The following is a 26,776-nucleotide window of genomic DNA, read 5'->3' as shown; positions in this document are numbered from 1 at the left end:
GTTCCGGGTGCCTCCGTCAGCCGCCGGCACCGGGCTGGGCACTGAAACGCGCGACAACCTGGTTGAACACGGCCATATTGGTCTTGGGCTTCAGGGTCTTCTCGAGGTCCGCGACATACGACATACCGAGATCGTCGCCGATCGACTGGTCGAGCGAGCCGCGCACGCGATCGTAGCCGGTCTGATTGCTGCTGACCGGCGGGTGCGTAATGCCGGTCACGGTCGCGATATAGAAACTGTCGTCGGCTTCGATCATCGTGCTCTGCCCGACCTTCAGGCCGAACGCCACGTGCGTCAGCGCCGCCGGCACGTCCGGACCGCCGTTGCGCGTCACGCTCACGCCATGCAGCAGTCCGGCACCCGCATCGGGGACCGACGCGATGCCGCCCTTGTCCGTCGCGGCGACATACAGCGACGTCGCACGCTCGTTGGCCTGCTGACGGACCTGCGCCTGGGTCCAGGCGGCCAGAACCTTGTCCCGAACCTCGTCGAAGGGACGTTTGGCGGCCGGAGTGACGTCGTCGACCACCAGAGCGAACCATGTGTCGTGACCCGCGCTGACAACACTCGGGTGGGCGCCCTTCCCCTGCACGAAGGCACGGTTGATGATCGCATCGTGCACGGCCTTGTCACCGGGCAGCGGGGCGGGCTCGCCCTCGCGGGTCAGACCCTGCGCGTCCAGTGCGCCCGACACCGCGACCGCGCCGATATCGGTCGGAATCTTGTCCAGATCGCCGCCTCCGGCGACCGCATCCTGAAAGCGCGGCAGACGCTGACCGACCAGGCCCGGTGCCTGTGCGTGCGCGATTTCATCATGGATGTCCGCGCGCGCGTGCTCGAAGCTGGTGTCGTGGGGTGCCTTGACCGCGTTGACGCGGAAGACGACCCAGCCCGTGTCCACCTTGACCGGCCCCTGCACCGCATCGGTGGGCGCTGCGAACACCAGTTTGGACAAGGCGTCCGATGGCAGGTCGCTGGCCCGGGTGTCGGGCATCTCCACGGCGGCGCTGCCCTTGGCGGCGGCCTGCACCGCCTGCCAGTCCGCCCCCGCCTTCCACTGTGCCGCCACACGGTCAGCCGCGGCCTGATCCGGGGCTGTCACCAACTGAAGCGAGCGAAGCTCGGGCACATGAAAACGGTTTGACTGCAGGTCATAGACACGATGCAGATCCGCATCGGCGATATTCATCGACCGTGCGATCGTATCGGCCGACAGAACCACGGCACGAATATGACGGTATTCGGGGGTGCGGAAATCCTGCGGATGATTGTCGTAGAACCGCCGCAGGACGGCCTCGTCGGGCGCTGCCGGGGGTGTCATGGACGCGAAGCGGATCTGCGCGACATCGAGGCTGCGCAACTCGGCATCGAAATCGAAAATCCGGCGGACCATGATATCCGGCACGGCAATCGATCCACCGATGGCCTCCATCAGGCCGCGCGACGCGATCTCTGCCCTGACCATCTCGACCAGTTGCTTTTCCGTCATACCGATCTGCGCGAGCTTCTGGTTCAGCACAGCGTGATCGAACTGACCGGTCGTGCCCTTGAAATAGGGCATCGCAAAAATCTCGTCCCGCACGGCGCTGTCCGGCACGACCAGCCCGTGTCGACGCGCGGCCACGGCGATCTCGCGCTCCATCAACAGACGCTGAAGCGCCTCGCGCGCGATCTGGTCGCGGGTCGCGGGCGGCAGAGCCGATGCATCAGCAACCCCCATCTGGCGCGCGGTCTGGGTCAGGCCGGACTGCACGCCGCGCGCCAGATCGTCGGCGTGGATTTTCTCGCCTGCGACACTGGCCACCACATCCCCCGCTCCGAACGCGCCGGAATCGAACAGGCCGTTCATACCCAGCGCCGCGAACACCACGAAGATAAGCAACGCAATGATCCGGCCGAGCCAGGAGTCAACGAAGATATGACGCAGGAATGAAATCATGAACCAGGCCCGACGGTGGAAACGGGCGGATACATACAGGCAAACGGCCGCGCGGGCTACCGTCCGCGTGGCCTGACTTTGCGCATGGGGCGCCGAATGGAATACGGTGGCGTAACCTAGAACAAGGCCCGGCGCCACGGCGTGCCAGGCCACGGGAGACGGACGACACGCCATGACCAGCCAGGTGATAATCGGCAACTGGAAAATGAACGGCCTTGTGGCCGACGCCCGCACGCTGGCCAGAGCGGTGGCGGACGGCGTGTCGTCCGACACCGGTCCGCGGGTCGTCGTCTGTCCCTCCTTCGTTCATTTGTCTACGGTCGCGGCGGAGCTCTCCGGATCGGCGGTCGCACTGGGCGCGCAGGATTGCCATCACGAAGGCCGGGGGGCATTCACGGGCGACATCTCCGCACCGATGCTGGCCGATATCGGCGTGCGCTACGTCATTCTGGGGCATTCGGAGCGCCGGGCCGGACATCAGGAACTCGATGAAATGGTGCGGCAGAAAGCGGTCGCCGCCGCGTCCGCAGGTCTGGTCCCGGTGGTGTGCGTCGGCGAAACCCAGGACCAGCGCGCCGCAGGACAGGCGCGCGACGTGATCGGCTATCAGATCGAAGGATCCCTGCCGCAGGACTTCGCCGGTATCGTCGCCTATGAGCCCGTCTGGGCCATAGGCACCGGTCAGAGCGCCTCGATCGACGATATCGCCGACATGATGGCGTTTATCCGTGCCGAGCTGGCTCGCCAGTTCGGCGAGGGTGGCAAGACGATGCAAATCCTGTATGGAGGCTCCGTCACACCGCGCGACGCGTCGGCGATCCTGCGTGTGGCGGAGGTGGGCGGCGCATTGGTGGGTGGCGCGTCGTTGAAGCCCGAGTCCTTCCTTGATATCGTCCGCGCCTCCGCCGGCGACTGACGCCGCCGCTCGACCCACTGTCTGCCCGACCCTGTCCGGAACCCGAGAATGACCACGTTTCTGCTGATCATCCATCTTCTTGTCACAGTCGCCCTGATCGGCACCGTGCTGATCCAGCGCAGCGAAGGCGGCGGTCTGGGAATCGGCAGCAGCCAGGGCATGGGCGCGTTCATGTCCGGTCGCGGAACGGCGAATCTCCTGACGCGCACGACGGCGGTTCTGGCCGGCATCTTCATGGTGCTGTCGCTGGCGCTGGCGGTGATCAACCGTGGTGCCGGCAGCGGGAGCGCGCACGACATTCTGGCGGCCCCTCCGGCGGTAGTCCCTCCAGCCCCGCCCGCTCCGGCGACCGCACCTCCGGCCACCCCGCAGACGCCGGACACAACGCACTGATCGTCGGAATGGCGCCCTCCCCGGAAGGCGCCATTTTTCTTTCATCGCTTTTATTCTCCTGCCGCCCTTTCGCCCGGGCGGCGAACCAGTGTAGGAAAGCCTTCCATGACGCGGTTTGTATTCATCACCGGCGGCGTGGTTTCCTCGCTTGGAAAAGGCATCGCCTCAGCAGCTCTCGCGGCCCTTCTGCAGGCCCGGGGCTATAAGGTCCGTCTGCGTAAGCTGGACCCCTATCTCAACGTCGATCCGGGCACCATGAGCCCCTATCAGCACGGCGAGGTGTTCGTGACCGACGACGGGGCGGAAACCGACCTCGACCTCGGCCACTACGAACGGTTCACGGGCGTGCATGCCCTGCGTTCGGACAACACGACGACCGGGCGGATCTATTCGGACGTCATCGCACGCGAACGCCGCGGCGACTATCTGGGTGCGACCGTTCAGGTCATTCCCCACATCACCGACGCGATCAAGGAAGCGGTGGTCGCCGGGACCGAGAACCTCGATTTCGTGCTGGTCGAGATCGGCGGCACGGTCGGCGATATCGAAAGTCTGCCGTTCCTTGAGGCCATTCGCCAGTTGCGCAACGACCTCGGCGCGGACCAGACGATGTGTGTCCATCTCACCCTGCTGCCGTGGATTCCGGCCGCGGGCGAGTTGAAAACCAAGCCGACCCAGCATTCCGTCAAGGAACTGCAGAATGTCGGCATCCAGCCGCAGATGCTGCTCTGCCGCTCCGACCGTCCGATCCCCGAGACCGAGCGTCGGAAGATTGCCAACTTCTGCAACGTCCGTCCGGAAGCCGTGATCGCAGCACTGGATGTCGATAGCATCTATGCCTGCCCGATTTCCTACCACGCCGAAGGCATGGACAATGAGGTCCTGCGTTATTTCGGCCTGCCCGCCGACGCCGAGCCGGATCTGTCGAAGTGGCATGCGATCCTGGATGCCATCCGCAATCCGGAGGGCGAGGTGCGGATCGCGGTGGTCGGCAAATACACGGCGTTGCTCGACAGCTACAAATCGCTGATCGAGGCCCTGCTGCATGGCGGCATCGCCAATCGGGTGCGCGTGAAACTGGACTGGGTCGAGTCCGAGGTGTTCGAGCGTTCGGACGAAGCCCTCGAACGCCTCGCCAACGCACATGGCGTTCTGGTCCCCGGCGGCTTTGGCGAGCGCGGATCGGAGGGTAAGATCGACGCCGTCCGCTTTGCCCGTGAGCGGGGCATCCCGTTCCTCGGGATCTGCTTCGGCATGCAGATGGCGGTGATCGAGTGCGCCCGCTCTCTGGCCGGACTGCCCGATGCCTCCTCGACGGAGTTCGGCCCGACGAACCAGCCGCTGGTCGGCCTGATGACTGAATGGGCGCGGGGCAATGAACTGCTGCGTCGCCGTGAAGGCGGTGAACTCGGTGGCACGATGCGTCTGGGCGCCTACACGGCCAAGCTGGCCGAAGGCTCACGCGTGGCGGACATCTACGGCAAGACCGAGGTGCGGGAGCGCCATCGTCATCGCTATGAGGTCAACCTGCACTATCGCGAGAAGCTGGAGGCCGTCGGGCTGAAGTTCTCGGGCATGTCACCGGACGGTATCCTGCCCGAGGTGGTCGAATACCCTGATCACCCGTGGTTCGTGGGCGTGCAGTACCATCCTGAACTCCTGTCCAAGCCCTTCGCCCCCCATCCCCTGTTTTCAGGCTTCGTGGGCGCCGCGGTCAAGAAGGCTCGCCTCGTATGACGGCTCTCGCGCGCACTGTCCCGGTCGGCAGCCTGGAGATCGGCAACGATCGTCCGTTCGTCCTGATCGCCGGTCCCTGCCAGATCGAATCCGAAGCCCATGCGTTCGAGACGGCGGAGGCCCTGCACGGGATTTGCCAGCGTCTGGGTCTGGGGCTGATCTACAAAAGCTCCTTCGACAAGGCCAATCGCACGTCGATCGGCGCCGCTCGCGGTGTCGGCATGCATAAGGGACTGGATATCCTGTCGGCCATCCGGACGAAATGGTCCGTTCCGGTCCTGACCGACGTGCATGCGCCCGAACAGTGCGCACCCGTCGCACAGGCAGTGGACGTGTTGCAGATCCCGGCCTTCCTGTGCCGCCAGACCGATCTTCTGCTCGCCGCCGGCGAGACCGGGGCCGCGATCAACGTCAAGAAGGGCCAGTTCCTCGCGCCGTGGGACATGGCCAACGTGGCGGCCAAGATCGCCTCGACCGGGAACAACAATGTCCTGCTGTGTGAGCGCGGCACCAGCTTCGGCTACAACACGCTGGTCAATGACATGCGCGGCCTGCCGATCATGGGGGCCACCGGCTATCCGGTCGTCTATGACGCGACGCATTCCGTGCAGCAGCCGGGCGGCCTTGGCGGTTCATCAGGCGGCCAGCGGGAATTCGCGCCCATTCTGGCCCGCGCGGCCCTGGCCATCGGCGTCGCCGCCGTCTTCATCGAGACCCATCAGGACCCCGATCACGCGCCCAGCGACGGCCCGAACATGATCCCGCTGCGGCAGATGGAGTCCCTGCTGCGCGACCTCATGCGTGTCGACGCGGTGGGCAAGGACATCCGCGCGCGCGACGCCATTGGTTGAACAGCTCGCTCGCACGGGGGTGTCTTGACCTTGCCGCGTTGTCGGAGACTGATAGGCGCCACGGACGGGCAGCACCTTGCGTAGCGCCATAGTCCGCGATCAATAAGAACGATCCAGTGGCCACGCTGCCACCGTGATAGAAGAGGAAAAGCCAATGAGTGCCATCGCCGATATCGTCTCGCGGGAAATTCTCGACAGTCGCGGCAACCCGACCGTCGAAGTCGACGTCGAACTCGCCTCCGGCGCCACGGGCCGCGCCGCGGTGCCGTCCGGCGCCTCGACCGGTGCACATGAGGCGGTCGAACTGCGTGATGGCGACAAAGCCCGTTTCGGCGGCAAGGGCGTCCTGAAAGCCTGTGAAAACATCGAGAACGAAATCCTGGAGGCCCTGCAGGGGGCCGAGTCGCAGGACCAGGTCGCGATCGACAATGCAATGATCGATCTGGACGGCACACCGAACAAGGGACGCCTCGGTGCGAACGCCATCCTTGCTGTCTCGCTCGCCGTGGCGAAGGCCAGCGCCGAGGAACTCCAGATTCCGCTCTATCGCTACGTCGGCGGTGTTTTCGCCCACACCCTGCCCGTGCCGATGATGAACATCGTCAATGGCGGCCAACACGCCGACAACCCGATCGACATCCAGGAATTCATGATCCAGCCGGTCGGCGCTCCGACGATCGCCGACGCCGTCCGTATGGGATCGGAGATTTTCGCCCAGCTGAAGAAGAACCTCGCCGCCGCAGGGCATAACACCAATGTGGGCGACGAAGGCGGCTTCGCGCCGGGTCTGAAATCGGCTGACGACGCTCTGGGCTTCATCACGAAAGCCGTCGAGGCCGCTGGCTATCGTCCGGGTGAGGACATTACCTTCGCCCTCGATTGTGCGGCCACCGAGTTCTACAAGGACGGGTTCTATGTGATGGAAGGCGAAGGCAAGCGCCTCGATTCCGCCGGTATGGTCAGCTATCTCGCCGATCTCGCCGCGCGGTACCCCATCGTGTCGATCGAGGACGGTCTTGCTGAGGACGACTGGGAAGGCTGGGCGGCACTGACCGCAGCTCTTGGCAGCAAGCTGCAGCTTGTCGGCGATGACCTGTTCGTCACCAACCCGGAGCGGCTGGCACGCGGCATCAAGGCCCACACCGCGAACTCGCTGCTGGTGAAGGTCAATCAGATCGGCACGCTGAGCGAAACGCTCGAGGCTGTTCAGATGGCCCATCGTGCCGGGTATACCGCCGTCATGAGCCATCGTTCGGGCGAGACCGAGGATTCCACGATCGCCGATCTCGCGGTCGCGACGAACTGCGGCCAGATCAAGACCGGCTCGCTGTCGCGCTCGGACCGTACCGCCAAGTACAACCAGCTGATCCGCATCGAGCAGGAGCTGGCGACCGCGGCACGTTATGCCGGCCGGTCGATCCTGAAGCACTGACCATCATGCCCGCCGCGCCCGCCTCACAGCGGGCGCGGAATTTTTCCACGGCGGTTCATTTTTCATTTAGCATGGTGGCGTAGTCGCAAAGACAGCCTGTCCGGAGACCGTCCCTTATGCAGATCGGCCGCCTTGTTCGCCGCTTTTTCAACGCTACGGTGCCCCCCGCCCTGTTTTTGGGGCTGGCGGGATATTTCGGCTGGAACGCCCTGCAGGGCGATCACGGGCTGCGCAGCTACGCTCAGCAGCTCAAGCTTCTGGACCAGGCTAAGCAGTCCCAGCAGGACGCCCTGTCCGAACGTACGATCTGGAACCGCCGTGTCGCGGCATTGCAGGAAAACGCGCTCGACGCGGACATGGTCGATGAACGCGGGCGCGCGATGCTTAATCTCGCGCATGATCGCGATCTGGTGGTCCCGTACGGGCCTCACGACAAGCTTTACTGAGTACGCCGACGGCACAAAAAAAGGGCCGCTTCCTAACGGAAGGCGGCCCTTTTTCATGTCCGGTAGCCGGACTTATTTGATCTTCGCTTCACGGAAAGCGACGTGCTTGCGCGCGACGGGGTCGTACTTGCGCATTTCCATCTTGCCGGTCTGCGCACGCGCGTTCTTCTTCGTCACGTAGAAGTAGCCGGTGTCGGCCGACGAGACGAGCTTGATCTGAATGGTGTTGGTCTTCGCCATGGGGTCCTCGGTAGTGCTGCGCCGCGTCCTGATCCCGGGGCGTCTGCCCTATGACCGGAAGCGATTGCGTCCCTGCCCCGCCGGAGCGACACAGGTATTCAGTGTTGTCATCATCGCAGGCAGCGCCGCCCCACGCACGAAGCGGATTGCCCTTCCGGGCGCAAATTGCTCATACAGGGGCGTCAGGTCAAGCGTTTCCGGGTGCTTGAGGACAAACTCGGCCGATTTTCTGCCCCGACGACCATCAGGAAGATCATGATACCCCATACCGAGGCCCTTTCGCGCCTGCTGGCGCCCGTCACGCCCGTCGGGACGGAGATCGTCTCTCTCGCCCAGTCATCCGGCCGGATCGTGGCGCGCACCGTTCAGGCACGCGTCAGCAACCCGCCTGCCGACGTGTCGGCCATGGACGGGTATGCGGTCCGTAGCGCCGACTCGGCGACCGTTCTGCGCGTGGTCGGCACAAGCCGCGCGGGGGAGCCCTTCTCCGGCACTGTTCACGCCGCTGAGGCGGTCCGTATCTTCACCGGCAGCATCATGCCCGAAGGCGCGGACGCCGTCCTGATCCAGGAAAACGCCCGGCTGGAGGGTGGGACGATCGTGGCCACCGCCCCGGTGCCGGACGGCAGTTTTGTGCGGCGCGCCGGACAGGACTTCGCCGCCGGTCAGGACGTCGTCCAGAGCGGCGCGTGCCTGAACGCGCGCGCCATCGGGCTTCTGGCCGCGGCAGGACATGTCTGGGTGGAGGTTCGCCGCCGCCCCCGGGTCGCTCTTCTGACGACCGGCGACGAATTGTCGCTGCCGGGAGACCCTCTGCCGCCCGGCGGCATCTACAACTCCAACGGACCGATGCTGTCGGCGCTCGTACATGCGGCGGGCGCGGAGCCTGTTCTGCTGCCGCCCCTGCCCGATTCCCGCGAGGACGTGGCGGCGGTTCTGGCGGGGCTGCGCGACATCGACCTCGTCATCAGTATGGGCGGGGCAAGCGTCGGGGCCCATGACGTGATGCGCGATGCCCTGTCCATGGCGGGCTTCGCACCGGATTTCTGGACGATCGCCATGCGGCCTGGCAAACCCCTGATGCACGCGCGCAAGGGATCGCTGTCCTGCATCGGCTTACCCGGCAACCCCGTGGCGGCCCTCGTGTGCGGTATCGTGTTCGTCCTGCCGGTCATCGCGCGTCTGCAAGGCCGGACCTCGTATCAGGTGCCGACCGAATCGGCGACGCTGGGCTGCGATCTGGGGGGCAACGACATGCGCTTCGATCATCTGCGCGCCCGCCTGACGTTCGACGAGAATGGCGACACCGTTGCGACACCGTTCTCCAAACAGGATTCCGGCATGCTGTCAGCGCTGAGTCAGGCCGACGCCCTCGTGCTTCGCCCGTCGCACGCCCCCGCCGCGCGTGCGGGCGAACGGTGCCGTATCATACGACTCGCGCCGTTGGGTCTTTAAGCACGCGTTTTTCGTCGATTGCGGGCGGAACGCTTGACGACGGCATGCGAACCAACATAGAACAAACGAGATGTTTTTGGTTTGTTCCGCCCTGTCGTGACGCACGGGGTGCACGAGGGATCGCTCATGCTGACGCGCAAACAGCACCAGCTTTTGTTGTTTATCGATGACTATCTTCGGCGCACGGGCTTTTCACCTTCCTTCGACGAGATGAAAGACGCGCTCGAGCTGAAATCGAAATCGGGTATCCACCGCCTGATCTCCGGGCTCGAGGAGCGCGGCTTTCTGGCAAGGCGCCACCACCGCGCGCGCGCGCTCGAGGTGTTGCGGCTGCCCGTCGTCGAAGGCCCTGCGCCGGTGATGGCCCCCAATTTTCACCCGACGGTCATCCAGGGTGATTTTTCGGCGCGTCTAACCGGAGCCCGCCCACTGGACGACGCGTCCGCTGTCCTGCTGCCGCTCTACGGGCGTATCGCGGCAGGATTGCCGATCGAGGCCCTGCGCGATACGGGCACGCAGGTGGAAGTACCAATCTCGCTACTGGCCGGAAGCGGGGAACATTACGCGCTGGAGATCGCCGGGGATTCGATGATCGACGCCGGTATCCTCGACGGGGACATCGTGATTATCCGGAACGAGACGACCGCCGACAACGGGCAGATCGCCGTTGCCCTGATCGACGGTCAGGACGTCACGCTCAAACGTATCCGCCGCCGCGGCAACGCGATCGCTCTTGAACCTGCCAACGCCGCCTATGAAACGCGGATCGTGCCGGCCGACCGCGTCTCGATACAGGGGTGCCTCGTCGGCCTTGTGCGGCGTTACTAGCCGATAACATCCGCAAGGGCCGGGATCAGGCGGGCGGTCGTCGTAACCGTATCGGCGGATATGTCGTCAACATGCGGGATTTCGGCCAGCACCCGGACCGCGCCGTGCGTTTCGATGGCGCGGCGGTTATGAGGTGCCGGCGGTCCGTTCATTACGACGCCCGCGATATGCGCGCCCCGGGTGCGCAAGGCCTCCAGTGAGAGCAGCGTATGATTGATCGTGCCCAGCCCGCTGCGTGCGACCAGAACGACGGGCAACGCCAGACGCGTGATGACGTCGGCCATCATGACTCCCGGGCAAACCGGCACCATGACGCCACCCGCCCCCTCGACGACGAGGGGGCCTCTCCAGTCCGGTGCCACGAGTCGCCGGGGATCAATCACCCGGCCTTCGCGGACAGCGGCTTCATCGGGCGCTAGCGGGGCATCGAACGCATACACGGGCGGAATGACGTGAACGCCGGGCACCAGGCCAGCGATTGTCTCGCTGTCACCCGATTCATCCGCAAGCCCGGTCTGCAGCGGCTTGAAGTAAGCCGCCCCCCAGGCCCGGACCAGACACGCGGATACAAAGCTCTTGCCGACGCCCGTATCGGTGCCGGTTACGAAAACGCCGCCTGAACGGCGTGCGGAACTGGGCCCGGATATCATCGCAACAACACTCCATAACCGACACGATACGTGGCCGTGCCACCCTGTCTCTCGAAACGGGTCATGACCCGCCGCATGCGCCCTGCCGACAGGGGACGATGGCCGGGACGCGGACGGTCGGCTCCCAAACCCCGAAGACCGCGCATGAATGCCAATGCTGTTTGCGTCGGTTCGGTGTACGACTCGAAGCTCCAGCGGGCCGTGCCAGACGCTGCCCAGTCTGCCCGAAGATCCTCCTCATCGGCGAACGTCGGTGTCGCTGGCGTGACGCCACACGCCTCATGTGCCAGCCGCCACTCCGGGAATGTACCGTTGCAGAGGATCGAGAGGGCGCAGATGCCCCCTGGCCGCACCAGCGCCGCCAGTCTTCGCAGCGTGCCGCGCCTGTCCGTGAACCATTGCGCGCAAAGACTGGAACACACCAGGTCGAAGTCGCCACCGACTCGCGCGAGTGCCGCCGCGTCTTCGGCGTTGAGCGGCATGAACTGGACCCGCGCCGAGGCGACCTGCGTCGCCGCGCGTTCGAGCATTCCGGGCGCCAGATCGGTCGCCAGAACAGCGGCCTCCGGATACAGGGCCGCGAGCCGCTTCGTAAGGCCGCCCGTCCCGCACCCCACTTCGAGAATACGGGCCGGACGCGCGACCGCGCGCTCGATCAGGGACGTCAAATGCCTGGCCGCATGCGGTTGCACCCGCGCGTATGCGTCATACGAAACGGCGCTGCCGAAACGCTGTGCGAGGTCGCCACGGCGCATGGTCATATCGTGGCGCACGCGCGCGCATGGAACGCGCGTATCGACTCCGCGCAGGCCTGGGGATGCGTCAACGGCAGCATGTGCCCGCCATCGCTGATCCAGTCGACATGATGGCGAGCAAAGGCCGCGTCGGTCAGCGTCGGTGGCACGATCGTATCCTGCCGCCCGGCCAGAGCCACCACCGGACAGGCCTCCAGGCCGGCGCGCCCGTCACCCGTCGCCAGTTCGGCCAGCCCGTCGCCCAGTCTTCGCGCGTCCGGAGCGCCAGACCAGTCGCCCGTCACGCCGCAGCGCGCCCGAAAATCGCGCAGGACGGCATCGGGATCGCGTACAAACGCGGCCTGCATGCGCGTCAATACACGCATGGGGGTGCCGTACTCATACGTTGCTGCCTGCGTGAAGCGAGGAAAGCCGTTGATCGACAACAGCCCGCGACGTCCCGACGCCGGGGTCAGCAGCGCCTCCATCACGCCCGCGGAATGGCCGACCAGGATGTGCGCCTCCTTGGGCGACCCTATCCGCCGTCCGCCGAAATAACCGTTATCGAGCCGACAGATGTCGTATCCGACCAGAAACGACGCGACCGCATCCCACAGGTCCGGCCCGAACCCCCACCCATGTGCCAGCACCACCCGCATGTCAGGACGCCGTGTCCAGCAGCGCGGGCAACACGGCACACAGGCGCTCGATGGCGTGTTCGTCGTGGGCCGCGCTCAGCGCCAGCCGCAGGCGTGCCTGCCCCCTCGGCACGGTCGGAGGCCGGATCGCCGTCACCATCATTCCGTCAGCACGCATCCGGTCAGCCGCTGCCAACGTAGGCTCATTGTCCCGCAGAATAATCGGGACGATCTGGGTGGAGGACCCCCCGGTCGACAGGCCCGCATCCCGCGCGGCCTGCCGGACACGTGCGCCGTGGCGGTGCAGCCGGGCACGCTCGGCGTCCATCGTCGGGATCAGGTCCAGCCCGGCATCCACCGCGCCAAGCACGGCGGGCGGCGGCGCGGTGCTGAAAACGAACCCTGACGCCACGTTCGCAAGCCATGCGCACAGCGGCTTCGACCCGGCCACATAGGCCCCCATGGCGCCGAACGCCTTGCTGAAGGTGCCCATCACCAGATCGACACCCACTCCGGCCGCAAGCCCGCGACCGCCCGGGCCCAGCACACCCGTCGCATGCGCTTCATCCACATACAGGAACGCGTCGAAACGATCGGCCAAGGCCCGTAACGCCGGGAGGTCGGCCCGATCGCCGTCCATGGAAAAGACACTCTCGGTCGCAATAAGCCGCAGGCCCGGCCTGTGCGCGTCCCGCGCCAGCAGTGTCTCGAGATGCCCGAGATCGTTGTGACCGAACCGGACCTGCCGCAGTCCCGCCGCCGCGACACCATGATGAAGGCTCGCGTGGTTCAGGCGGTCGGCGTAGACCCGCAACGGACTGCCCGTGGTTTCCAGCGCCAGTGCGGCCAATGCCGGCAGGACCGACGCATTTGCCTGCCACCCGCTGGCGAACAACACGGCGGCCTCGCAGCCCTTGAAGGCAGCCAGACGCGCCTCGATGCGCAGGTGGAGGTCGAGCGTTCCGGTGACGAGGCGCGAAGCCCGGGCCCCGGCCCCGTGCCGCTGCGCCCAGAGGGCCGCGCGCTCGCGCACCACGGGGTGATGTGCCAGACCCAGATAGTCATTCGACGACAGGTCGACCAGGTCCGCGCCGTCGCTCGTCACATAGCCCGGACGGCTGGCCGACACGGGTCGGGGCGTGCGCAGAAGATGCCTGCGGGCGCGGTCGAGCAAAGCCGTCTGGCAATATGCGTCAAAGCGGGTCATGACAGCGACGTTCCTGCCGGACACCCATTCGGCGGTCAATCATGATGTCCGAGGAGTGCGCGCGATGTCCCCTACCGACCGGCCCGACTGGTACGAGCGCGGACTCCCCCATATCTGGCTGCCCTATACGCAGATGCTGGTCACGCCCCCGCCGCTGGCCGCCGAGCGGACCGACGGCTGCACCATCACGCTGGCGGACGGCCGCATACTGACCGACGGGATCGCGTCCTGGTGGACGGCGTGCCATGGCTACAATCACCCGGCCATCGCCCACGCGGTGCAGGCGCAGCTTGCACGCATGCCGCATGTGATGTTCGGCGGCATGGTGCATGAACCCGCGCTGCGGCTCGCGGCAAGTCTGGCCGATCTTCTGCCCGGCGATCTGGAGCGCGTGTTCTTCACCGATTCCGGTTCTGTCGCGGTCGAGGTGGCGATCAAGATCGCGACGCAATACTGGCTCAATCGCGGCGTTCAGGGGCGGACGCGACTGCTGGCGTTCCGGGGCGGCTATCACGGTGACACGCTGGCCACCATGGCGATCTGCGATCCCGAAGAAGGCATGCATGCCCTATTCACCGGCGTTCTGCCGCAGCATATCATCGCCGACCTGCCGCGCGACGACGGGTCGACACGCGCACTGGACGCATTGCTGCACGCCCAGGGGCAGGACATAGCGGCCATCGTCGTGGAACCTCTGGTGCAGGGGGCCGGCGGGATGCTGTTCCACGACCCCGCGACGCTGCGCCGGCTGCGCGAACTTGCCGACCGTCACGGAGTACTCCTCATCCTCGACGAAATCTTCACCGGGTTCGGGCGCACCGGGACGATGTTCGCGTGCGAACAGGCAGGAATCGTCCCCGATATCGTGACCCTGTCCAAGGCGCTAACCGGGGGCACCATGGCATTGTCCGCGACGGTCGCCACACGCCGGGTGTTCGAGGCCTTCCTGTCCGACGACCCAATGCACGCGCTGATGCATGGCCCGACCTTCATGGCCAATCCGCTGGCCTGCGCCGCCGCCAATGCCTCGATTGCGTTGTTCGGGCAGGAGGATCGGCTGGCTCAGGTCGCCGCGATCGAAGCCCAGATGCGCGCGGAGCTGGAGACGTGTCGCGGCCTGCCGGGCGTGCGGGATGTGCGCGTGATGGGCGCGATCGGGGTGGTGGAGCTCGACCATATCGCCGACATGCCGCGACTGAAAGCGGCACTGGTGGACGGGGGCGTCTGGGTACGGCCCTTCCGCACGATCGTCTATCTCACGCCGGCTTTCACCATAACGGCGGCGCAACTCTCGCACCTGACGCGGACGATCAGGACCGTCCTTGCCGCTGGTCCCTACTGACCTTTACTGGCCGAGGCTACCGGCGCCGAAGATGTAATTGCTTACCTGCTGTTCGAGGCTGAGCGGCTCGCGGGTATTGGTGACCAGCGCACCGCTGGCCAGCCGCTCCGGCCCGTGACCGGGCTCGATCAGCAGGGCGTTGTCGCCGGTCATGCTGGGAGCGCCGACCGTCAGCACCGAGTCCGACGGCAGAGACAGGCGCCGGTCGATCCGGAAATGGACGATCGCCATCTGCGTCTCGGGATCGAGCGAAATCGAACCGACCTTACCGACCGGCACCCCGGCAAGATCGACGTCGGCCCCGGGCGTCAGGCCGTTTGCCGAGACGAATCGGGCGGCGAGCGGGTAGTCCTCGCCCACCGGCCCGCGCTCGGTTTTCCAGACATAGCTTGCGAATCCGACGCCCAGCGCCAGAACGGCCGCACTGGCGACAATCGCGCCGCCTCGCCCCTGTGCCATATCCCGCCCACCTTCCAGACGTCGACCGAGAGAGGCTCGCGCCGAAAAAACTGCATTATCAGTGTCTTGTCGTGGCATTTTCCATTACCACATCAAGACGCCCAACATCGTTAACCGCGCGAGTTATGCAGGTGGCCAAGGAGCGGTCAAGGCACCTCTTGCCCCGCACCCGTCGCTGGGGCACGACAACATTCATCAAAGTCGGTCATCAAATTGCTCCAGTTGAATGGCCGGTCCGTCTTTATTCATAATCACGACCGGACAGCCCGCATGAGTTTTCTTCAGGCCATCATCATCGCCATCATTCAGGGGGCGACGGAACTCTTCCCGGTCAGCAGTCTCGGTCACGCCGTTATCGTCCCCGCCCTTCTGGGTTGGCACATCGACCAGGGCGGCGACAGCCTGCTGCCGTTTCTCGTCGTGCTCCATTTCGGCACGCTCCTGGCATTGCTGCTGTTCTTCTGGCGCGACTGGTATGCTCTGGCGCACGCCATCCTGCTCGGGCGCGATCCCACCCTGCGATCCCAGAGCCTGCGTATCGTCGGTCTGCTGATCGTTGCGACGATCCCCGCCGTGCTGGTCGGCGGACTGTTCGAACACACGCTGCGACGTCTGTTCGGCTCCCCGAGTGCCGCGTGCCTGTTCCTTATACTGAACGGGGCGATGCTTCTGTTCTGTGAGTGGATGCGCAGCAATCGCCGCCCCGACTATGACAAGCCGGTTGCCGCCATGACGCTGCGGGACTCGGTGGCGGTCGGCATCTGGCAGTGCCTTGCCTTCTTTCCCGGCATCTCGCGTTCCGGCGCCACGATAACCGGCGGTCTGTTCCGTGGCCTGACCCATGACGTGTCGGCACGGTTTTCCTTTCTTATCGCCCAGCCGGTGATCCTGGGCGCAACTGTCAAGGAAGCGTTCAAGGCGCGCCACACCCCGATACCCCACGACCAGTTTCTGGTCGTCGTGACCGCCGCGATCGTCGCCGCCCTCACCGCTTTGCTCAGTACGGCGTTTCTCATGCGCTACTTCCACAATCACGAACGCTGGGCGCTAAGCCCCTTCGGTTATTATTGCGTGGGCGCCGGTGCGATCGCGTTTCTTCTTCTGCAGTTCGGGCTCTGACCATGATGCGTTTGTTGATCCGCCGGGCCTGCGTGCCGCTCATGGCATGTGCCGGTGTCGTGCTGGGCGCCGCCGCTTCGGCACCCGACCTTGCGTCCGCCTCCGTGGACCGGCTGTCAACACCGTGGTGGAAAGCCCGATTCGAGGCCAAGCAGGCGGAGATCGACAAAGGTCACTACGACATTGTCTGGCTCGGCGATTCGATAACGCAGAACTTCGAGAAGCAGGGTGGCCATGCGTGGGACGACTACGTCCCGGTCTGGAATCGTTTCTACGGCGGTCGCCACGCACTCAACCTCGGCTTCAAGGGGGACAGCACCTGTCACGTGCTCTGGCGGCTCGATCATGGCGAGCTTGCCTTTCGCACACCGCCGCGGCTCATAATCCTGCTGATCGGTGCCAATAATTTCGGGCACATCCATACGGACGCGGCACACACGTACGGCGGCATCGCACACATCGTGGACCGTATCCACGCCAGGCTGCCGGAGACGCGGATTTTGGTCCTGGGCGTGCTTCCCTCGATCCGCTCGCCCTGGGTGGATGAGAACACGCGCACGCTCAACGCGCACCTGTCGCACACACTCGCCAGCGGCCGTCCGTGGGTCACCTATCAGGACGTCGGCGCGGCGCTGATGCGCGACGGCAAACCCGATCCCGCGCGTTTTCTCGATCCTCACCTCGTGCCACCCGACCCACCGCTGCATCCGGCCGCACCATCGCAGGCGGAAATCGCGCGGATGATAGAGCCCACCGTCAACCGTCTTCTGGCCGATAGCGCGCACTGAGGGCTGTCGTTCCATCGGTGCAGGGCGTCGCGCGTCCAACGGGCTTGCACTTGAGGTGTCGTCACGTGCATGACGGGGAATACGGTCGCCTGGCCGAACTTTTCGATACCGTTTCGGCTGACTGGAATCATCGCGAGCCCAATGCCCCCATCCTCGACCGGCACGCGCCCCGCCGCGCCCTCCCGTCGTCCTGCCCTTCGCAAGACGATTGAACAGATCGAGCATGAGACCGAATCGCACGGGTTGACCCGAAGCCTCAGCGCCTTCCAGCTCACGATGCTCGGTATCGGGTCGACCATCGGTGCGGGCATCTACGTCATGACCGGCACGGCGGCGGCTGAATACGCGGGACCGGCGATCCTGCTCTCGTTCCTGGTCGCGGGTCTCGCCTGCCTGTTCACGGCCCTGTCCTACGGCGAACTGGCCTCGACCATGCCGGTCGCCGGATCGGCCTACTCCTACGCCTACGTCTCGCTGGGCGAGACATTCGCCTGGGCGGTGGGATGGCTGCTGCTGCTGGAATACGGGATTTCATGTGCTGGCGTCGCCTCGGGCTTTTCCGGCTATGCCACCAGCCTGTTGCACGATCTGGGCGTGCAGGTGCCGGCGTTTCTGGCGAGTTCGACGTTGCATTCAACCGTGACGGCCGATGCCGTGCAGATTGCCGCTGGCCCGCGGCTTGATCTCGTCGGCGCGACTGCCGTCTGCGTCGTCACGGGCTGCCTGATCCTGGGTGCTCAGGAGACGGCCCGGATCAACGCGGCGATCGTGGTGATCAAGATCGGCGTGCTGCTGCTGTTCGTGGTCTTCGGTCTCGGGGCGATGCACCGTGCCAACTGGACACCGTTCATACCCCCGCATCAGGGCGGATTCCGCTTCGGTGTGCCGGGCATCTTTCGCGCGGCCTCGGTCATTTTTTTTGCCTATGTCGGATTCGAGGCGGTGTCGACCGCATCGTCCGAGGCACGCAATCCCCGCCGCGACGTGCCGATCGGAATCGTCTGCGCGCTGGTCGTCTGCACGCTGGTCTATCTGCTGGTCGCCAGCGTTCTGATCGGGGTGGTGTCCTACACCCGCCTGGACGTGGCCGACCCGATCGCCATCGCCGTCGACGCCATCGGACAGCCGTGGCTCGCCATACTGATCAAGCTGGGCGCGGTGATCGGCCTGTGCTCGGTGCTTCTGGGGCTGTTGTACGGGCAAACGCGCATTTTCTTCACCATGGCGCGCGACGGACTGCTGCCGCCGGCCTTCTGTCGCCTTCATCCGCGCTGGAATACGCCGTGGGTCGGCACGATCCTGCTGGGCGTGCTCGTGGCGGTCGCAACGGCGGTGCTGCCCATCGACATCATCAGCGACCTGGTCAGCCTCGGCACGGCGTCGGCGTTCGGGATCGTCTGTTTCACCGTCATCTGGCAACGCAACGCACGACCGGACATGCACCGCCCATTCAGCGTCCCGGGTGGCGGGGTCCGCATCGGCTCTCTGTGGATCGGGATCGTGCCAACACTCGGTATCGCCTTTTGTGTGATCATGGGCGCGCCGCTGTTCGTCGACATGGCCCGCGCCCTTCTTCTGGGCAATCCCGTCCCGATGATCCTGCTTGGTGGCTATACCGTGACCGGCATTGGCTGTTACCTTCTCTATGGACGGCGGCACTCCGCCCTGCGTCGCACTCACGACACAGGGTTGTGACGGCTACGACGACCGAGAGACAGCGAGGATACGCATGACCATGCGATGTGACGTGTCACGGAACGGCCTTCACATCGTCGCGATCGCCGCGCTTCTGCTGATCGCGACGCTCAGCGGCTGTACGGACGAGTCGGACACGCGTTCGAGCGCCGACGTGGCCAGGCTTGATGGGGAATACGGGCAGCTCGAGACGGCGTGTCACGTGCGTTATCCCCCGCATGTCGGTGTATTCCACGACCGTGCGAACTGCCTCGACAAGATGATGTTCCTCTGGGCGCGTGCCACCGGCCGCGATACCGTTCTGGTGCAGGAACTCAATTTCAAGCGCGACCGTCTGGCGTCTCTGATCGACGCCGGTGGCCTGTCCCCAAACGATTCGACGCTCGAGTTCAAGCGTTTCGAAGACGAGGCCGACAAAGCCGCGCGCGAATCGCCGGCCAGCGGCGACCACCGCTCCGACGGGGAGTTGCGGCTGATGCTGGGTGCCAAAGGGCTGCCGTCGGGCGATTGATACCCCTCCATGCATGTTCCGTTTCTCCCCCTGTTGACACTCATCGCCCTCCCCGGTAGACCGACGCCACCGATGCGATGGCGGCGTAGCTCAGCGGTAGAGCAGGGGAATCATAATCCCTTGGTCGGCGGTTCAAATCCGTCCGCCGCTACCATCGCCGGTGTTTCTTCCCGCGATATCGACGTGGTGGCTTTCACCACGCAGGCCTCCGCATGAAGGCGCCTCTCGCCATCGTCACGATGGTCTATAACGAGAGCACGTTTCTTCCCGTCTGGTGCCGCCACTACACGGCCCAGGTTGGCGACCAAGCCTGTCATGTCATCGATCACGGCTCTGACGATGGCAGCACGGACGCACTGGGGCGCGTTTCCGTCACCCGCCTGCCCCGTACGCCGCAGGACGACACCCGCCGCACGCGTTTCCTGTCCGAGTTCTGCGCAGCGTTGCTGGAATGGTATGACGCCGTCATCTACGTCGACGTCGACGAGCTTCTGGTCGCCGATCCGGCCCTGTTCGCGTCCCTGCCCGATTTCACCGCGGCGATGCCGCATGGCGGCGTAGCCACAGCCATCGGTCTGGACATCGTTCACAGACCTTTCGCGGAGCCGGATCTGGACTGGGCGCGACCGGTCAGTCTGCAACGCGCGGGCGTGCGCTTTTCCTCGGCCATGTGCAAGCCGGTGGCGATCCGACGGCCCGTCCAGTGGGCACCCGGCTTTCACTGCATCGACGCGCCGCCGAGCTTCGGCCGGCTGTTTCTGTTCCACCTGCGCTATGCGGATCTAGGCGACGGGCTCGACCGTCTTGCCCGCACCCGGCGCCAGCCATGGGCATCGGACGAGGCCGCGCGCCATCAGCGCATGAGCGACGTGGAATGGGCCGGGATGCTCAACGGCATGGCGCATCTCCCGTTGCGGCAGGACGGGGACTGGAGCGAGACGGACATGGTCCTGGCTCAGTGGGTCGAACGTGTGCTGCGTAGCGCCGAAAGCCGTGAGCACGACACGTACAGGATCGACCTTCATCTCAGCGGTGATGAGCTATGGCGTCTGCCGCCGCGATTCCTCGGGGCGTTCTAAAAAAAAACGGCACCCCAAGGGGCGCCGTTTTGTGCCGTCCTCAACTCCCAAACGTCGGGGACCACTCAGTCCATCGCGACTTCGCGGGTATCTTCCGCCACCGCACCTTCGTCGCCGTCCACACCCATATCAGCGGAGCCATCCTCATGCGACGCGGCCGAGGGGCGCTGGCGCATCTGACGCTCCTGACGCTCCTGACGCTCCTGCTGGTTTTGCTGCGCTGCCTGGGTCATCGCGTTAAGGATACGGAAATAGTGATCGGCATGCTGGAAATAAGCTTCCGCCATGATCCGGTCGCCCGAGCTGCTGGCGTCACGGCCAAGCTGCAGATACTTCTCGAAAAGCTGCTGCGCGGTCCCGCGCACGCGCATGTCTGGACCGTTGCTGTCGAAGACATGGTTGCGGTTGAGCGGAATCTGGCCATTGTGATGACGTGAGGATCCGCCGTTACCACCGCCATTGGGACGGTGATGACGGCCACGGATACGTTTCATGTTCATGAGCTGTCGCAGCACTTTCCTGTTCGCGATCGCCGTGTAAGCGGCAGAACGCCGGGATGACGGTCCCGAGACTTTGTCATTTTGGACTGACGTCGGGAAAAACCCGAACCATGGACCACGGTGCCCGTGACCCTTGTCACGGCCTTCCGGCCCCGGGATCGTCAATGCCGTGCAGCATCGCGATCACAACGGCAATTTAGCGCCCCGCTTGACGTGCGCCAAATGATTTCTGCATGTTCGCCGCACTATATACGTCGTCCGGACATCACGGAGCCGCGTGCTACCCCCTGGTAACGCCCTCGAGCACCACCGCGCGCGCAATGCCGCCCAGATCGGTACGAACCTCCCGGACCGTCAGACCCGCCGCCGTTGCCAGCGCGCACACCTCCGTGTCCTGCCCGATACCGATCTCAAGGACCGCGACCCCGCCCGGATTCAGTCGGGCAGGCAGCAGTGCCGCCAGCGCACGATACGCATCCAGACCGTCGTCACCGCCGTCAAGGGCGCGTGCGGGCTCGTAGGCCACAACTTCAGGCATCAGGGCGCGCAGGTCCGCGTGCGGGATATAGGGCGGGTTGGACAAGATCACGTCGAACCGGCCCGCAAGCGCCGTGTCCCATGATCCGGCCAGAAACACGGCGCGGCCGTCCAGCGCGTTGCGTTCGGCATTGCGGCGTGCCAGAGCGGCGGCGCCGGGCGACAGATCGACCCCCACCCCCTGCGCGAACGGGAATTCATGCAGCGCGGCCAGCAACAGACATCCCGTCCCGGTGCCCAGATCGAGGATGGAGCGCACTGCCGCGCGCCCCGGTCGGGCGTCGCACAGCGCTTCGATCAGGGTTTCGCTGTCCGCGCGCGGGATCAGCGTGTCAGGCGTCACGGACAGGGTCAGGGTCCAGAACCCGGCCTCCCCCGCAATGAAGGCCAGCGGCTCGCGCGCACGTCTGCGGGTCAGAACGGACGAAAAACGCGTGGCTTCCGGACCCGTCAGAACCTCGTCGGGCGCGCGCCGCAGCAGGCCACCCAGATCGGTCTCGAGCGCCAGACTCATCAGCAGCCGCGCCTCACGCACGGACTCGTCGATGCCGGCCGCGCTCAACTGGCAAGCCGCATCGCGCAGGGTCTCGCGCAGGGTCGCGTCCCTCTTCATCTCGACACATGCCCGGGTGTAGGATGCGATGCATGAAACATCTCGTTCACACGGCCCTCGTGCTCTCGGGGCTCGGTGCGGCCCCGGCCCTTGCCGGCGATTTCACCGTCGTGGACGGCATGGCGCATCAGGAAATCGCCGAGAACTCCCGACTGTATGTCGACGGGCATCTGGCGGCCACCTTTGTCCTGAACGCCGATACACCCGAACTCCGGCGACATGTCGGCATCGACGACACTCGCCTGCAGCACGAGTATGCCCTGTGCGGCGAGATCACCATTCGCCGGCCCGACGGACGCAGCGAGATTCACGCCATCAACAGCGGCGGCGTGCTGCATGGGCCATCCGGCCATACGCTGATTGCCTTGGGAACGGCGAACTTCACGGACTTCTTTCTCGCCGACCCGGCCGACCCCACCGTGGTGGAACGCCATCCCGGCCGCTCGGACATCTGCGCGCCACCTGCCGCCTGACGCCGCGGACCGCTCCGACGCAGTAAGGCTTGATACCCCCGGCCCCGGCACGATCAGAGCCCGGCGGCAGCCAGAAGGGCCGCCTGTTCGTCCTGTATGAGGCCACCGACGATGTCGTCGAACTCGCCCAACATCACGCGATCGATCTTGTAGAGGGTCAGGTTGATGCGGTGGTCGGTCACACGTCCCTGAGGGAAATTGTACGTCCGTATCCGCTCCGACCGATCGCCAGTTCCGACCTGCGCGCGTCGGTCCGCCGCGCGGCTTTCGTGCGCGCTGGCCCGTTCACGCTCATACAGCCGCGCCCGCAGGATCTTCATCGCCTTGGCACGGTTCTTGTGCTGGCTCTTTTCCTCCTGCATCGCCACCACCAAGCCAGTCGGCATGTGCGTGATCCGCACCGCGCTCTCGGTCTTGTTGACATGCTGCCCGCCAGCGCCGGACGCGCGGTAGACGTCGATCCGGAGGTCCGTCTCGTTCAGTTCGACGTCCACATCCTCCGCCTCCGGCAGCACCGCCACAGTCACGGTCGATGTGTGGATGCGTCCCTGACTCTCCGTGGCGGGAACACGCTGGACGCGATGTACGCCCGATTCGAACTTCAGGTGCGCGAAGACGCCCCGGCCACTGATCGCGGCGATACCGCCCCGCAGTCCGCCCAGTTCGCTCGCGTCATATTCCATGATCTCGAAACGCCAGCCCTGAAGGTCGGCATAACGCCTGTAGGCGCCGAACAGCTCCGCCGCGAACAGGGCCGCTTCGTCGCCCCCCGCCGCCGGACGAATTTCGAGAATGGCGTTCCCCGCGTCGGCCGCGTCGCGTGGCAACAGTGCCAGCCGAACCTCATGCCGCAGCGTGTCGATGGCCGCACGCTGCGTCTCGATCTCGGCCTGCGCCAGATCGCGCATGTCGGGGTCGTCAAGCAAACCCTGTGCATCGGCCAACGCGCGCTCGGCACCGCGCAACGCCATGATGCGCCCGACCACGCCTTCCAGTTCGGCATACTCGCGCGAGGCACGGGTGAACTGCTCGCCTGACAGCCCTTCGGCAAGCTGCGCCTGCACTTCCTCCGACCGCGCCACGATCCGGTCCAGCCGGTCATCGAACACACTCATGCCCGAGGGCATCCAGTGCCGACGCCCCGCCGCTTGTCCATCATGACGGGCGAATCGCTCACGCCGCCAGACGGCTTGCCAGCGCAGACGGCAGAAGGTCGATCCGGACCTCGTCCTGCACGCGCGCCTGAAGATCGCGCACCTGCACGACACCACGCGCCAGTTCGTCACCACCCAGCACGATCGCGTAGCGCGCGCCGGATTTGGCCGCGCGCTCCATGCGCTTTTTCAGGGAGCCACGAAAATCGGTCTCGGCCGCGATGTTCGCACCGCGCAACGCCTGCAGGACGCCGATCGCCGCCCCCGTCGCCTCGTCCCCGGCCGGAACGACGGCGACCGAAATCGGCGCGGCCGGCGCCTCGGTCAGCAGCATCGACAGACGTTCGATTCCCCCCGCCCAGCCGATCGCCGGGGTCGGCGGACCGCCCATCTCGGCCACCAGGCCATCATACCGCCCGCCAGCCAGCACGGTTCCCTGCGCGCCCAGCCGTTCGGTGACGAACTCGAACGCCGTGTGGCTATAGTAATCCAGGCCACGCACGATGCGCGGATTCTCGCGGAACGGCACCCCATACAGGTCAAGCGCCCGGCGCAGATCGTCCCAGAAGAAACGCGCCTCGGGCGTCAGAAACGCGTCGAGCATCGGCGCGCCATCGACCAGCGGTCGGTCCTGCGGTGCCTTGCTGTCAAGGATACGCATCGGATTGCGCTCAAGACGACGCAGGCTGTCCTCGGACAACTGGTCACGTACGGTGGTGAAGTAGGCGACCAGACCGTCGCGCCACGCGGCGCGGCTCTGCTGATCGCCCAGCGTGTTCAACTCCAGAATGGTGTCGTCCGCGATACCGAGTGCCGTGAGGATCGCATGCCCCATGGCGATCACCTCCGCATCGGCCTGCGGCTCGGAAGGACCGATCAGTTCGGCGCCGATCTGGTGAAACTGTCGATACCGCCCTTTTTGCGGCCGCTCATACCGAAACATGGGACCCGCGTAGAAGACCTTCTGCGGCAGGGTCTGTGTCAGACCATTGGTGACCAGCGCGCGGCAGATCGCAGCCGTCCCCTCGGGCCGCAGCGTCAGCGAATCACCGCCGCGATCGGTGAACGAATACATCTCTTTCGACACGACGTCCGAGGTCTCGCCCAGCGTTCGCGAAAAGACGCGTGTGTCTTCGAAGATCGGCGTCGCCCATTCGGCAAACCCATACAGCGCCGCGATCCGGCGGGCCGTCTCCACGACATGGGCATGACGGCGCTGAGCCTCCCCGATCAGGTCATGGGTACCTCGGACAGCCTGCAACGCGCTCACGATCAGTGTTCCATTCATACGAAAGCGGTGGCGCGGCCCGCACCGAAGTACGGGCCGTCTACCGACGACATTATGGTAAGGGCAGCCTCAGCCGGCAGGCGACAATTCGGCCGCCGCAGCCTCGGCCGCCGCTTTTTCCGCGGCCTCGCGGGACTGGATATCGGCCACGCGCGCCTCGACCAGATCGACGATATGCTCGATCATGTTCTCGGCCGGGGTCGTGTGATCCTGCTTGCCGGCGGAATAGACCATGTGACGGCCCTGACCGCCGCCGGTCACGCCGAGATCGGTCATCAGCGCCTCGCCCGGACCGTTGACCACGCAACCGATGATCGAAAGCGTCAGCGGCGTCTTGATGTGAGCCAGCCGGTCTTCCAGCGTCTGCACCGTCTCGATCACGTTGAACCCCTGCCGCGCGCAGGACGGGCAGGAGATGATCTTCACGCCGCGATGACGCAGGCCCAGCGACTTGAGGATGTCCCAGCCGACCAGCACTTCCTCTTCCGGTTCGGCCGAGAGCGACACGCGCATCGTGTCGCCCACACCCGCCCAGAGCAGGTTGCCCAGACCGATGGACGATTTCACCGTGCCCGCGCGCTTGCTGCCGGCTTCGGTGATGCCGATGTGCAGCGGATGGTCGCAGGCGTCGGCCAGTTGCTGGTATGCCGCGACGGCCAAAAACACATCCGATGCCTTCACGCTGATCTTGAACTCGTGAAAGTCGTGGTCCTGCAGGATCTTGGCGTGTTCCAGAGCACTCTCGACCAGCGCGTCGGGGTTGGGCTCACCGTACTTTTCCAGCAGGTGCTTTTCGAGGGAACCGGCATTCACGCCGATCCGGATCGAACACCCGTGGTCACGCGCCGCCTTGACGACCTCGCGAACACGTTCGGCACTGCCAATGTTGCCGGGGTTGATGCGCAGGCACGCGGCCCCCGCCTGGGCAGCCTCGATGGCGCGCTTGTAGTGGAAGTGAATGTCGGCAACGATCGGCACGTTCACTTCGCGCACGATCTCGGCCAGAGCCTCGGTGCTTGCCTCATCGGGGCAGGAGACGCGCACGATATCCACACCCGCGAGTTCCGCGCGGCGGATCTGGGCGATCGTCGCTTCCGCGTCGGAGGTCAGCGTGTTCGTCATCGTCTGGACGGAGATGGGTGCGTCGCCGCCGACCGGCACCTTGCCCACATGAATCTGACGCGATTTGCGGCGTTCGATGTGCTGATACGGGCGATAGCTGCTCATTCTCTGTCCTCCGGACGGGATCGGCCTGCACGGCTCACGCGATCCGGCCCTTCTGTGTGCGCTTGCACGCTACGTGCCAAATTTCAGGCCGCTTGGCCACCCCCGCTGCGCGTCACTCGCTGCGCGCGCTGGCGGGGTCAGGGGATGACGACACCGGCGGAGGCACCGCGGGCTTCACGGTCCGCACGGGCGCGGGCTGGGTCATGACTGAACCGTCGCGCACGCCCTGCGGGTCAAGCGAGACGTTCCGCCGCACCGCACCGGGCCGCCCTAACGCTGGTGTGGTCACCGTACCAGCGCTGAGCGAAAGCCCCCCGGCATTGCCGACCGTCATGACGAACGGGCCGCCCTCCGCCGGGACCGGCCAGGTATCGCCGGCCTGAAGAATATGGTCGTAGACAACGCGCCCGCCAGCCCCCTTGACCTGCACCCACGTCGCCGCACCGGCGTGCAACATCACCTGATCGGGGGCGGGCGGCACGACGGCCGCTGTGTCGGCGGTCGGGGCGGACGTGGCGACCGATG

Annotated in this window: 28 protein-coding genes and 1 tRNA gene; 16 read left to right on the top strand and 13 right to left on the bottom strand. The window is 65.5% G+C overall.

Annotation, left to right across the window (positions count from 1 at the left end):
* Positions 1 to 16 precede the first annotated feature (16 nt).
* Positions 17 to 1,939 carry a peptidyl-prolyl cis-trans isomerase gene (locus HUK82_RS04365; protein WP_176612784.1) on the bottom strand — a complete coding sequence of 641 codons (1,923 nt, stop codon included), beginning with the start codon at positions 1,937 to 1,939 and terminating at the stop codon, positions 17 to 19.
* A gap of 172 nt (positions 1,940 to 2,111) precedes the next feature.
* Between HUK82_RS04365 and tpiA the strand changes: the two genes are divergently transcribed.
* The 6 genes from tpiA to HUK82_RS04335 all read left to right on the top strand — a co-directional run bounded on the left by tpiA (position 2,112) and on the right by HUK82_RS04335 (position 7,714).
* Positions 2,112 to 2,855 (top strand): triose-phosphate isomerase, encoded by a 744-nt coding sequence (gene tpiA, locus HUK82_RS04360; RefSeq protein ID WP_176612783.1) that lies wholly within the window; start codon positions 2,112 to 2,114, stop codon positions 2,853 to 2,855.
* Positions 2,856 to 2,903: 48 nt separating this feature from the next.
* Complete coding sequence (gene secG / locus HUK82_RS04355; RefSeq protein WP_176612782.1) at positions 2,904 to 3,248, top strand: preprotein translocase subunit SecG; 345 nt, start codon at positions 2,904 to 2,906, stop codon at positions 3,246 to 3,248.
* Positions 3,249 to 3,353: 105 nt separating this feature from the next.
* The gene (locus HUK82_RS04350) at positions 3,354 to 4,985 is read left to right on the top strand and encodes a CTP synthase (RefSeq protein ID WP_176612781.1); all 1,632 of its coding nucleotides are present in this window, start codon (positions 3,354 to 3,356) and stop codon (positions 4,983 to 4,985) included.
* Positions 4,982 to 5,836, top strand: a complete 855-nt coding sequence (kdsA, locus tag HUK82_RS04345; protein ID WP_176612780.1) for a 3-deoxy-8-phosphooctulonate synthase — start codon at positions 4,982 to 4,984, stop codon at positions 5,834 to 5,836. The genes HUK82_RS04350 and kdsA overlap by 4 nt, the downstream gene beginning before the upstream one ends.
* Positions 5,837 to 5,990: 154 nt before the next feature.
* Positions 5,991 to 7,268 (top strand): phosphopyruvate hydratase, encoded by a 1,278-nt coding sequence (eno, locus tag HUK82_RS04340; RefSeq protein ID WP_176612779.1) that lies wholly within the window; start codon positions 5,991 to 5,993, stop codon positions 7,266 to 7,268.
* 116 nt (positions 7,269 to 7,384) lie between these two features.
* Positions 7,385 to 7,714 carry an FtsB family cell division protein gene (locus HUK82_RS04335; protein WP_176612778.1) on the top strand — a complete coding sequence of 110 codons (330 nt, stop codon included), beginning with the start codon at positions 7,385 to 7,387 and terminating at the stop codon, positions 7,712 to 7,714.
* A 72-nt stretch (positions 7,715 to 7,786) separates the two neighbouring features.
* Here the strand turns inward: HUK82_RS04335 and rpmG are convergent, their stop codons facing one another.
* Positions 7,787 to 7,954 (bottom strand): 50S ribosomal protein L33, encoded by a 168-nt coding sequence (gene rpmG / locus HUK82_RS04330; protein ID WP_176612777.1) that lies wholly within the window; start codon positions 7,952 to 7,954, stop codon positions 7,787 to 7,789.
* A 255-nt stretch (positions 7,955 to 8,209) separates the two neighbouring features.
* Here rpmG and HUK82_RS04325 point away from each other — a divergent pair, with 255 nt between their 5' ends.
* Together HUK82_RS04325 and lexA are read left to right on the top strand one after the other, a co-directional pair.
* Positions 8,210 to 9,409 carry a molybdopterin molybdotransferase MoeA gene (locus HUK82_RS04325; protein ID WP_176612776.1) on the top strand — a complete coding sequence of 400 codons (1,200 nt, stop codon included), beginning with the start codon at positions 8,210 to 8,212 and terminating at the stop codon, positions 9,407 to 9,409.
* Positions 9,410 to 9,535: 126 nt separating this feature from the next.
* Positions 9,536 to 10,237, top strand: a complete 702-nt coding sequence (gene lexA / locus HUK82_RS04320; protein ID WP_176612775.1) for a transcriptional repressor LexA — start codon at positions 9,536 to 9,538, stop codon at positions 10,235 to 10,237.
* Here lexA and bioD read toward each other — a convergent pair.
* From bioD to HUK82_RS04300, 4 genes are read right to left on the bottom strand one after another with little or no spacing between them, the layout of a single operon-like run.
* Positions 10,234 to 10,887, bottom strand: coding sequence for a dethiobiotin synthase (bioD, locus tag HUK82_RS04315; RefSeq protein ID WP_176612774.1), 654 nt, complete (start codon positions 10,885 to 10,887; stop codon positions 10,234 to 10,236). The two genes, lexA and bioD, sit on opposite strands and share 4 nt — an antisense overlap.
* Positions 10,884 to 11,642: a methyltransferase gene (locus HUK82_RS04310; RefSeq protein WP_212647773.1), complete on the bottom strand. Its 759-nt coding sequence runs from the start codon at positions 11,640 to 11,642 to the stop codon at positions 10,884 to 10,886. Before HUK82_RS04310 ends, bioD begins: the two co-directional genes overlap by 4 nt.
* Positions 11,643 to 11,644: 2 nt before the next feature.
* Positions 11,645 to 12,280 (bottom strand): alpha/beta fold hydrolase, encoded by a 636-nt coding sequence (locus HUK82_RS04305; protein WP_176612772.1) that lies wholly within the window; start codon positions 12,278 to 12,280, stop codon positions 11,645 to 11,647.
* Between the two features lies 1 nt (position 12,281).
* Positions 12,282 to 13,466: an aminotransferase class I/II-fold pyridoxal phosphate-dependent enzyme gene (locus tag HUK82_RS04300; protein WP_176612771.1), complete on the bottom strand. Its 1,185-nt coding sequence runs from the start codon at positions 13,464 to 13,466 to the stop codon at positions 12,282 to 12,284.
* Positions 13,467 to 13,530: 64 nt separating this feature from the next.
* Here HUK82_RS04300 and HUK82_RS04295 point away from each other — a divergent pair, with 64 nt between their 5' ends.
* Positions 13,531 to 14,808, top strand: a complete 1,278-nt coding sequence (locus tag HUK82_RS04295) for an adenosylmethionine--8-amino-7-oxononanoate transaminase (protein WP_176612770.1) — start codon at positions 13,531 to 13,533, stop codon at positions 14,806 to 14,808.
* 3 nt (positions 14,809 to 14,811) lie between these two features.
* On the opposite strand, the gene HUK82_RS04290 is transcribed toward HUK82_RS04295, so the two are convergent.
* Positions 14,812 to 15,267 carry an MlaD family protein gene (locus tag HUK82_RS04290; RefSeq protein ID WP_176612769.1) on the bottom strand — a complete coding sequence of 152 codons (456 nt, stop codon included), beginning with the start codon at positions 15,265 to 15,267 and terminating at the stop codon, positions 14,812 to 14,814.
* Between the two features lie 270 nt (positions 15,268 to 15,537).
* Between HUK82_RS04290 and HUK82_RS04285 the strand changes: the two genes are divergently transcribed.
* From HUK82_RS04285 to HUK82_RS04260, 6 genes are all read left to right on the top strand, one after another.
* On the top strand, positions 15,538 to 16,386 hold the full coding sequence (locus tag HUK82_RS04285; protein WP_176612768.1) for an undecaprenyl-diphosphate phosphatase: 849 nt from the start codon (positions 15,538 to 15,540) through the stop codon (positions 16,384 to 16,386).
* Between the two features lie 2 nt (positions 16,387 to 16,388).
* Positions 16,389 to 17,174, top strand: coding sequence for a GDSL-type esterase/lipase family protein (locus HUK82_RS04280; RefSeq protein ID WP_176612767.1), 786 nt, complete (start codon positions 16,389 to 16,391; stop codon positions 17,172 to 17,174).
* Positions 17,175 to 17,315: 141 nt separating this feature from the next.
* Complete coding sequence (locus tag HUK82_RS04275; RefSeq protein ID WP_176612766.1) at positions 17,316 to 18,869, top strand: amino acid permease; 1,554 nt, start codon at positions 17,316 to 17,318, stop codon at positions 18,867 to 18,869.
* 34 nt (positions 18,870 to 18,903) lie between these two features.
* The gene (locus HUK82_RS04270; RefSeq protein ID WP_176612765.1) at positions 18,904 to 19,380 is read left to right on the top strand and encodes a hypothetical protein; all 477 of its coding nucleotides are present in this window, start codon (positions 18,904 to 18,906) and stop codon (positions 19,378 to 19,380) included.
* Between the two features lie 79 nt (positions 19,381 to 19,459).
* A tRNA-Met gene (locus tag HUK82_RS04265) sits at positions 19,460 to 19,534 on the top strand.
* A gap of 58 nt (positions 19,535 to 19,592) precedes the next feature.
* Complete coding sequence (locus tag HUK82_RS04260) at positions 19,593 to 20,459, top strand: glycosyltransferase family 2 protein (protein ID WP_176612764.1); 867 nt, start codon at positions 19,593 to 19,595, stop codon at positions 20,457 to 20,459.
* 65 nt (positions 20,460 to 20,524) lie between these two features.
* Here the strand turns inward: HUK82_RS04260 and HUK82_RS04255 are convergent, their stop codons facing one another.
* Both HUK82_RS04255 and prmC read right to left on the bottom strand, forming a co-directional pair.
* Positions 20,525 to 20,959: a DUF4167 domain-containing protein gene (locus HUK82_RS04255; RefSeq protein ID WP_176612763.1), complete on the bottom strand. Its 435-nt coding sequence runs from the start codon at positions 20,957 to 20,959 to the stop codon at positions 20,525 to 20,527.
* A 280-nt stretch (positions 20,960 to 21,239) separates the two neighbouring features.
* Positions 21,240 to 22,109, bottom strand: a complete 870-nt coding sequence (prmC, locus tag HUK82_RS04250; protein WP_176612762.1) for a peptide chain release factor N(5)-glutamine methyltransferase — start codon at positions 22,107 to 22,109, stop codon at positions 21,240 to 21,242.
* A gap of 32 nt (positions 22,110 to 22,141) precedes the next feature.
* Here prmC and HUK82_RS04245 point away from each other — a divergent pair, with 32 nt between their 5' ends.
* On the top strand, positions 22,142 to 22,582 hold the full coding sequence (locus HUK82_RS04245) for a hypothetical protein (protein ID WP_176612761.1): 441 nt from the start codon (positions 22,142 to 22,144) through the stop codon (positions 22,580 to 22,582).
* A gap of 53 nt (positions 22,583 to 22,635) precedes the next feature.
* Here the strand turns inward: HUK82_RS04245 and prfA are convergent, their stop codons facing one another.
* The 4 genes from prfA to HUK82_RS04225 form a co-directional block, all read right to left on the bottom strand.
* Entirely contained in the window at positions 22,636 to 23,697 is a 1,062-nt protein-coding gene (gene prfA, locus HUK82_RS04240; protein WP_176612760.1) for a peptide chain release factor 1, read from the bottom strand.
* 58 nt (positions 23,698 to 23,755) lie between these two features.
* Positions 23,756 to 25,006: a histidine--tRNA ligase gene (hisS, locus tag HUK82_RS04235; RefSeq protein ID WP_176612759.1), complete on the bottom strand. Its 1,251-nt coding sequence runs from the start codon at positions 25,004 to 25,006 to the stop codon at positions 23,756 to 23,758.
* An 87-nt stretch (positions 25,007 to 25,093) separates the two neighbouring features.
* A complete protein-coding gene (ispG, locus tag HUK82_RS04230) occupies positions 25,094 to 26,251 on the bottom strand; it encodes a flavodoxin-dependent (E)-4-hydroxy-3-methylbut-2-enyl-diphosphate synthase (RefSeq protein ID WP_176612758.1) in 1,158 nt (385 codons plus the stop codon).
* Between the two features lie 112 nt (positions 26,252 to 26,363).
* Positions 26,364 to 26,776: DUF4115 domain-containing protein (locus HUK82_RS04225; RefSeq protein ID WP_176612757.1), on the bottom strand; the 413-nt coding region annotated here is incomplete at its 5' end.

The organism is Ameyamaea chiangmaiensis (genome assembly GCF_013376175.1).
Lineage (GTDB): Bacteria > Pseudomonadota > Alphaproteobacteria > Acetobacterales > Acetobacteraceae > Ameyamaea > Ameyamaea chiangmaiensis.
Note: the sequence above shows the minus strand (reverse complement) of the source record. Positions and strands in the feature narration are given on the sequence as shown.

Excerpts from the sequence above, each read along its gene's own strand:
- HUK82_RS04310 (WP_212647773.1), bottom strand. The coding sequence starts at position 11,642 with ATGCGCCGTGGCGACCTCGCACAGCGTTTCGGCAGCGCCGTTTCGTAT.
- HUK82_RS04260 (WP_176612764.1), top strand. The coding sequence starts at position 19,593 with ATGAAGGCGCCTCTCGCCATCGTCACGATGGTCTATAACGAGAGCACG.
- prfA (WP_176612760.1), bottom strand. The coding sequence starts at position 23,697 with ATGAGTGTGTTCGATGACCGGCTGGACCGGATCGTGGCGCGGTCGGAG.
- HUK82_RS04295 (WP_176612770.1), top strand. The coding sequence starts at position 13,531 with ATGTCCCCTACCGACCGGCCCGACTGGTACGAGCGCGGACTCCCCCAT.
- ispG (WP_176612758.1), bottom strand. The coding sequence starts at position 26,251 with ATGAGCAGCTATCGCCCGTATCAGCACATCGAACGCCGCAAATCGCGT.
- eno (WP_176612779.1), top strand. The coding sequence starts at position 5,991 with ATGAGTGCCATCGCCGATATCGTCTCGCGGGAAATTCTCGACAGTCGC.
- lexA (WP_176612775.1), top strand. The coding sequence starts at position 9,536 with ATGCTGACGCGCAAACAGCACCAGCTTTTGTTGTTTATCGATGACTAT.
- HUK82_RS04325 (WP_176612776.1), top strand. The coding sequence starts at position 8,210 with ATGATACCCCATACCGAGGCCCTTTCGCGCCTGCTGGCGCCCGTCACG.
- HUK82_RS04245 (WP_176612761.1), top strand. The coding sequence starts at position 22,142 with ATGAAACATCTCGTTCACACGGCCCTCGTGCTCTCGGGGCTCGGTGCG.
- bioD (WP_176612774.1), bottom strand. The coding sequence starts at position 10,887 with ATGATATCCGGGCCCAGTTCCGCACGCCGTTCAGGCGGCGTTTTCGTA.
- tpiA (WP_176612783.1), top strand. The coding sequence starts at position 2,112 with ATGACCAGCCAGGTGATAATCGGCAACTGGAAAATGAACGGCCTTGTG.
- rpmG (WP_176612777.1), bottom strand. The coding sequence starts at position 7,954 with ATGGCGAAGACCAACACCATTCAGATCAAGCTCGTCTCGTCGGCCGAC.
- HUK82_RS04300 (WP_176612771.1), bottom strand. The coding sequence starts at position 13,466 with ATGACCCGCTTTGACGCATATTGCCAGACGGCTTTGCTCGACCGCGCC.
- HUK82_RS04280 (WP_176612767.1), top strand. The coding sequence starts at position 16,389 with ATGATGCGTTTGTTGATCCGCCGGGCCTGCGTGCCGCTCATGGCATGT.
- secG (WP_176612782.1), top strand. The coding sequence starts at position 2,904 with ATGACCACGTTTCTGCTGATCATCCATCTTCTTGTCACAGTCGCCCTG.
- HUK82_RS04335 (WP_176612778.1), top strand. The coding sequence starts at position 7,385 with ATGCAGATCGGCCGCCTTGTTCGCCGCTTTTTCAACGCTACGGTGCCC.
- HUK82_RS04350 (WP_176612781.1), top strand. The coding sequence starts at position 3,354 with ATGACGCGGTTTGTATTCATCACCGGCGGCGTGGTTTCCTCGCTTGGA.
- HUK82_RS04290 (WP_176612769.1), bottom strand. The coding sequence starts at position 15,267 with ATGGCACAGGGGCGAGGCGGCGCGATTGTCGCCAGTGCGGCCGTTCTG.
- HUK82_RS04275 (WP_176612766.1), top strand. The coding sequence starts at position 17,316 with ATGCCCCCATCCTCGACCGGCACGCGCCCCGCCGCGCCCTCCCGTCGT.
- HUK82_RS04270 (WP_176612765.1), top strand. The coding sequence starts at position 18,904 with ATGACCATGCGATGTGACGTGTCACGGAACGGCCTTCACATCGTCGCG.
- HUK82_RS04285 (WP_176612768.1), top strand. The coding sequence starts at position 15,538 with ATGAGTTTTCTTCAGGCCATCATCATCGCCATCATTCAGGGGGCGACG.
- prmC (WP_176612762.1), bottom strand. The coding sequence starts at position 22,109 with ATGAAGAGGGACGCGACCCTGCGCGAGACCCTGCGCGATGCGGCTTGC.
- HUK82_RS04255 (WP_176612763.1), bottom strand. The coding sequence starts at position 20,959 with ATGAACATGAAACGTATCCGTGGCCGTCATCACCGTCCCAATGGCGGT.
- kdsA (WP_176612780.1), top strand. The coding sequence starts at position 4,982 with ATGACGGCTCTCGCGCGCACTGTCCCGGTCGGCAGCCTGGAGATCGGC.
- HUK82_RS04365 (WP_176612784.1), bottom strand. The coding sequence starts at position 1,939 with ATGATTTCATTCCTGCGTCATATCTTCGTTGACTCCTGGCTCGGCCGG.
- HUK82_RS04305 (WP_176612772.1), bottom strand. The coding sequence starts at position 12,280 with ATGCGGGTGGTGCTGGCACATGGGTGGGGGTTCGGGCCGGACCTGTGG.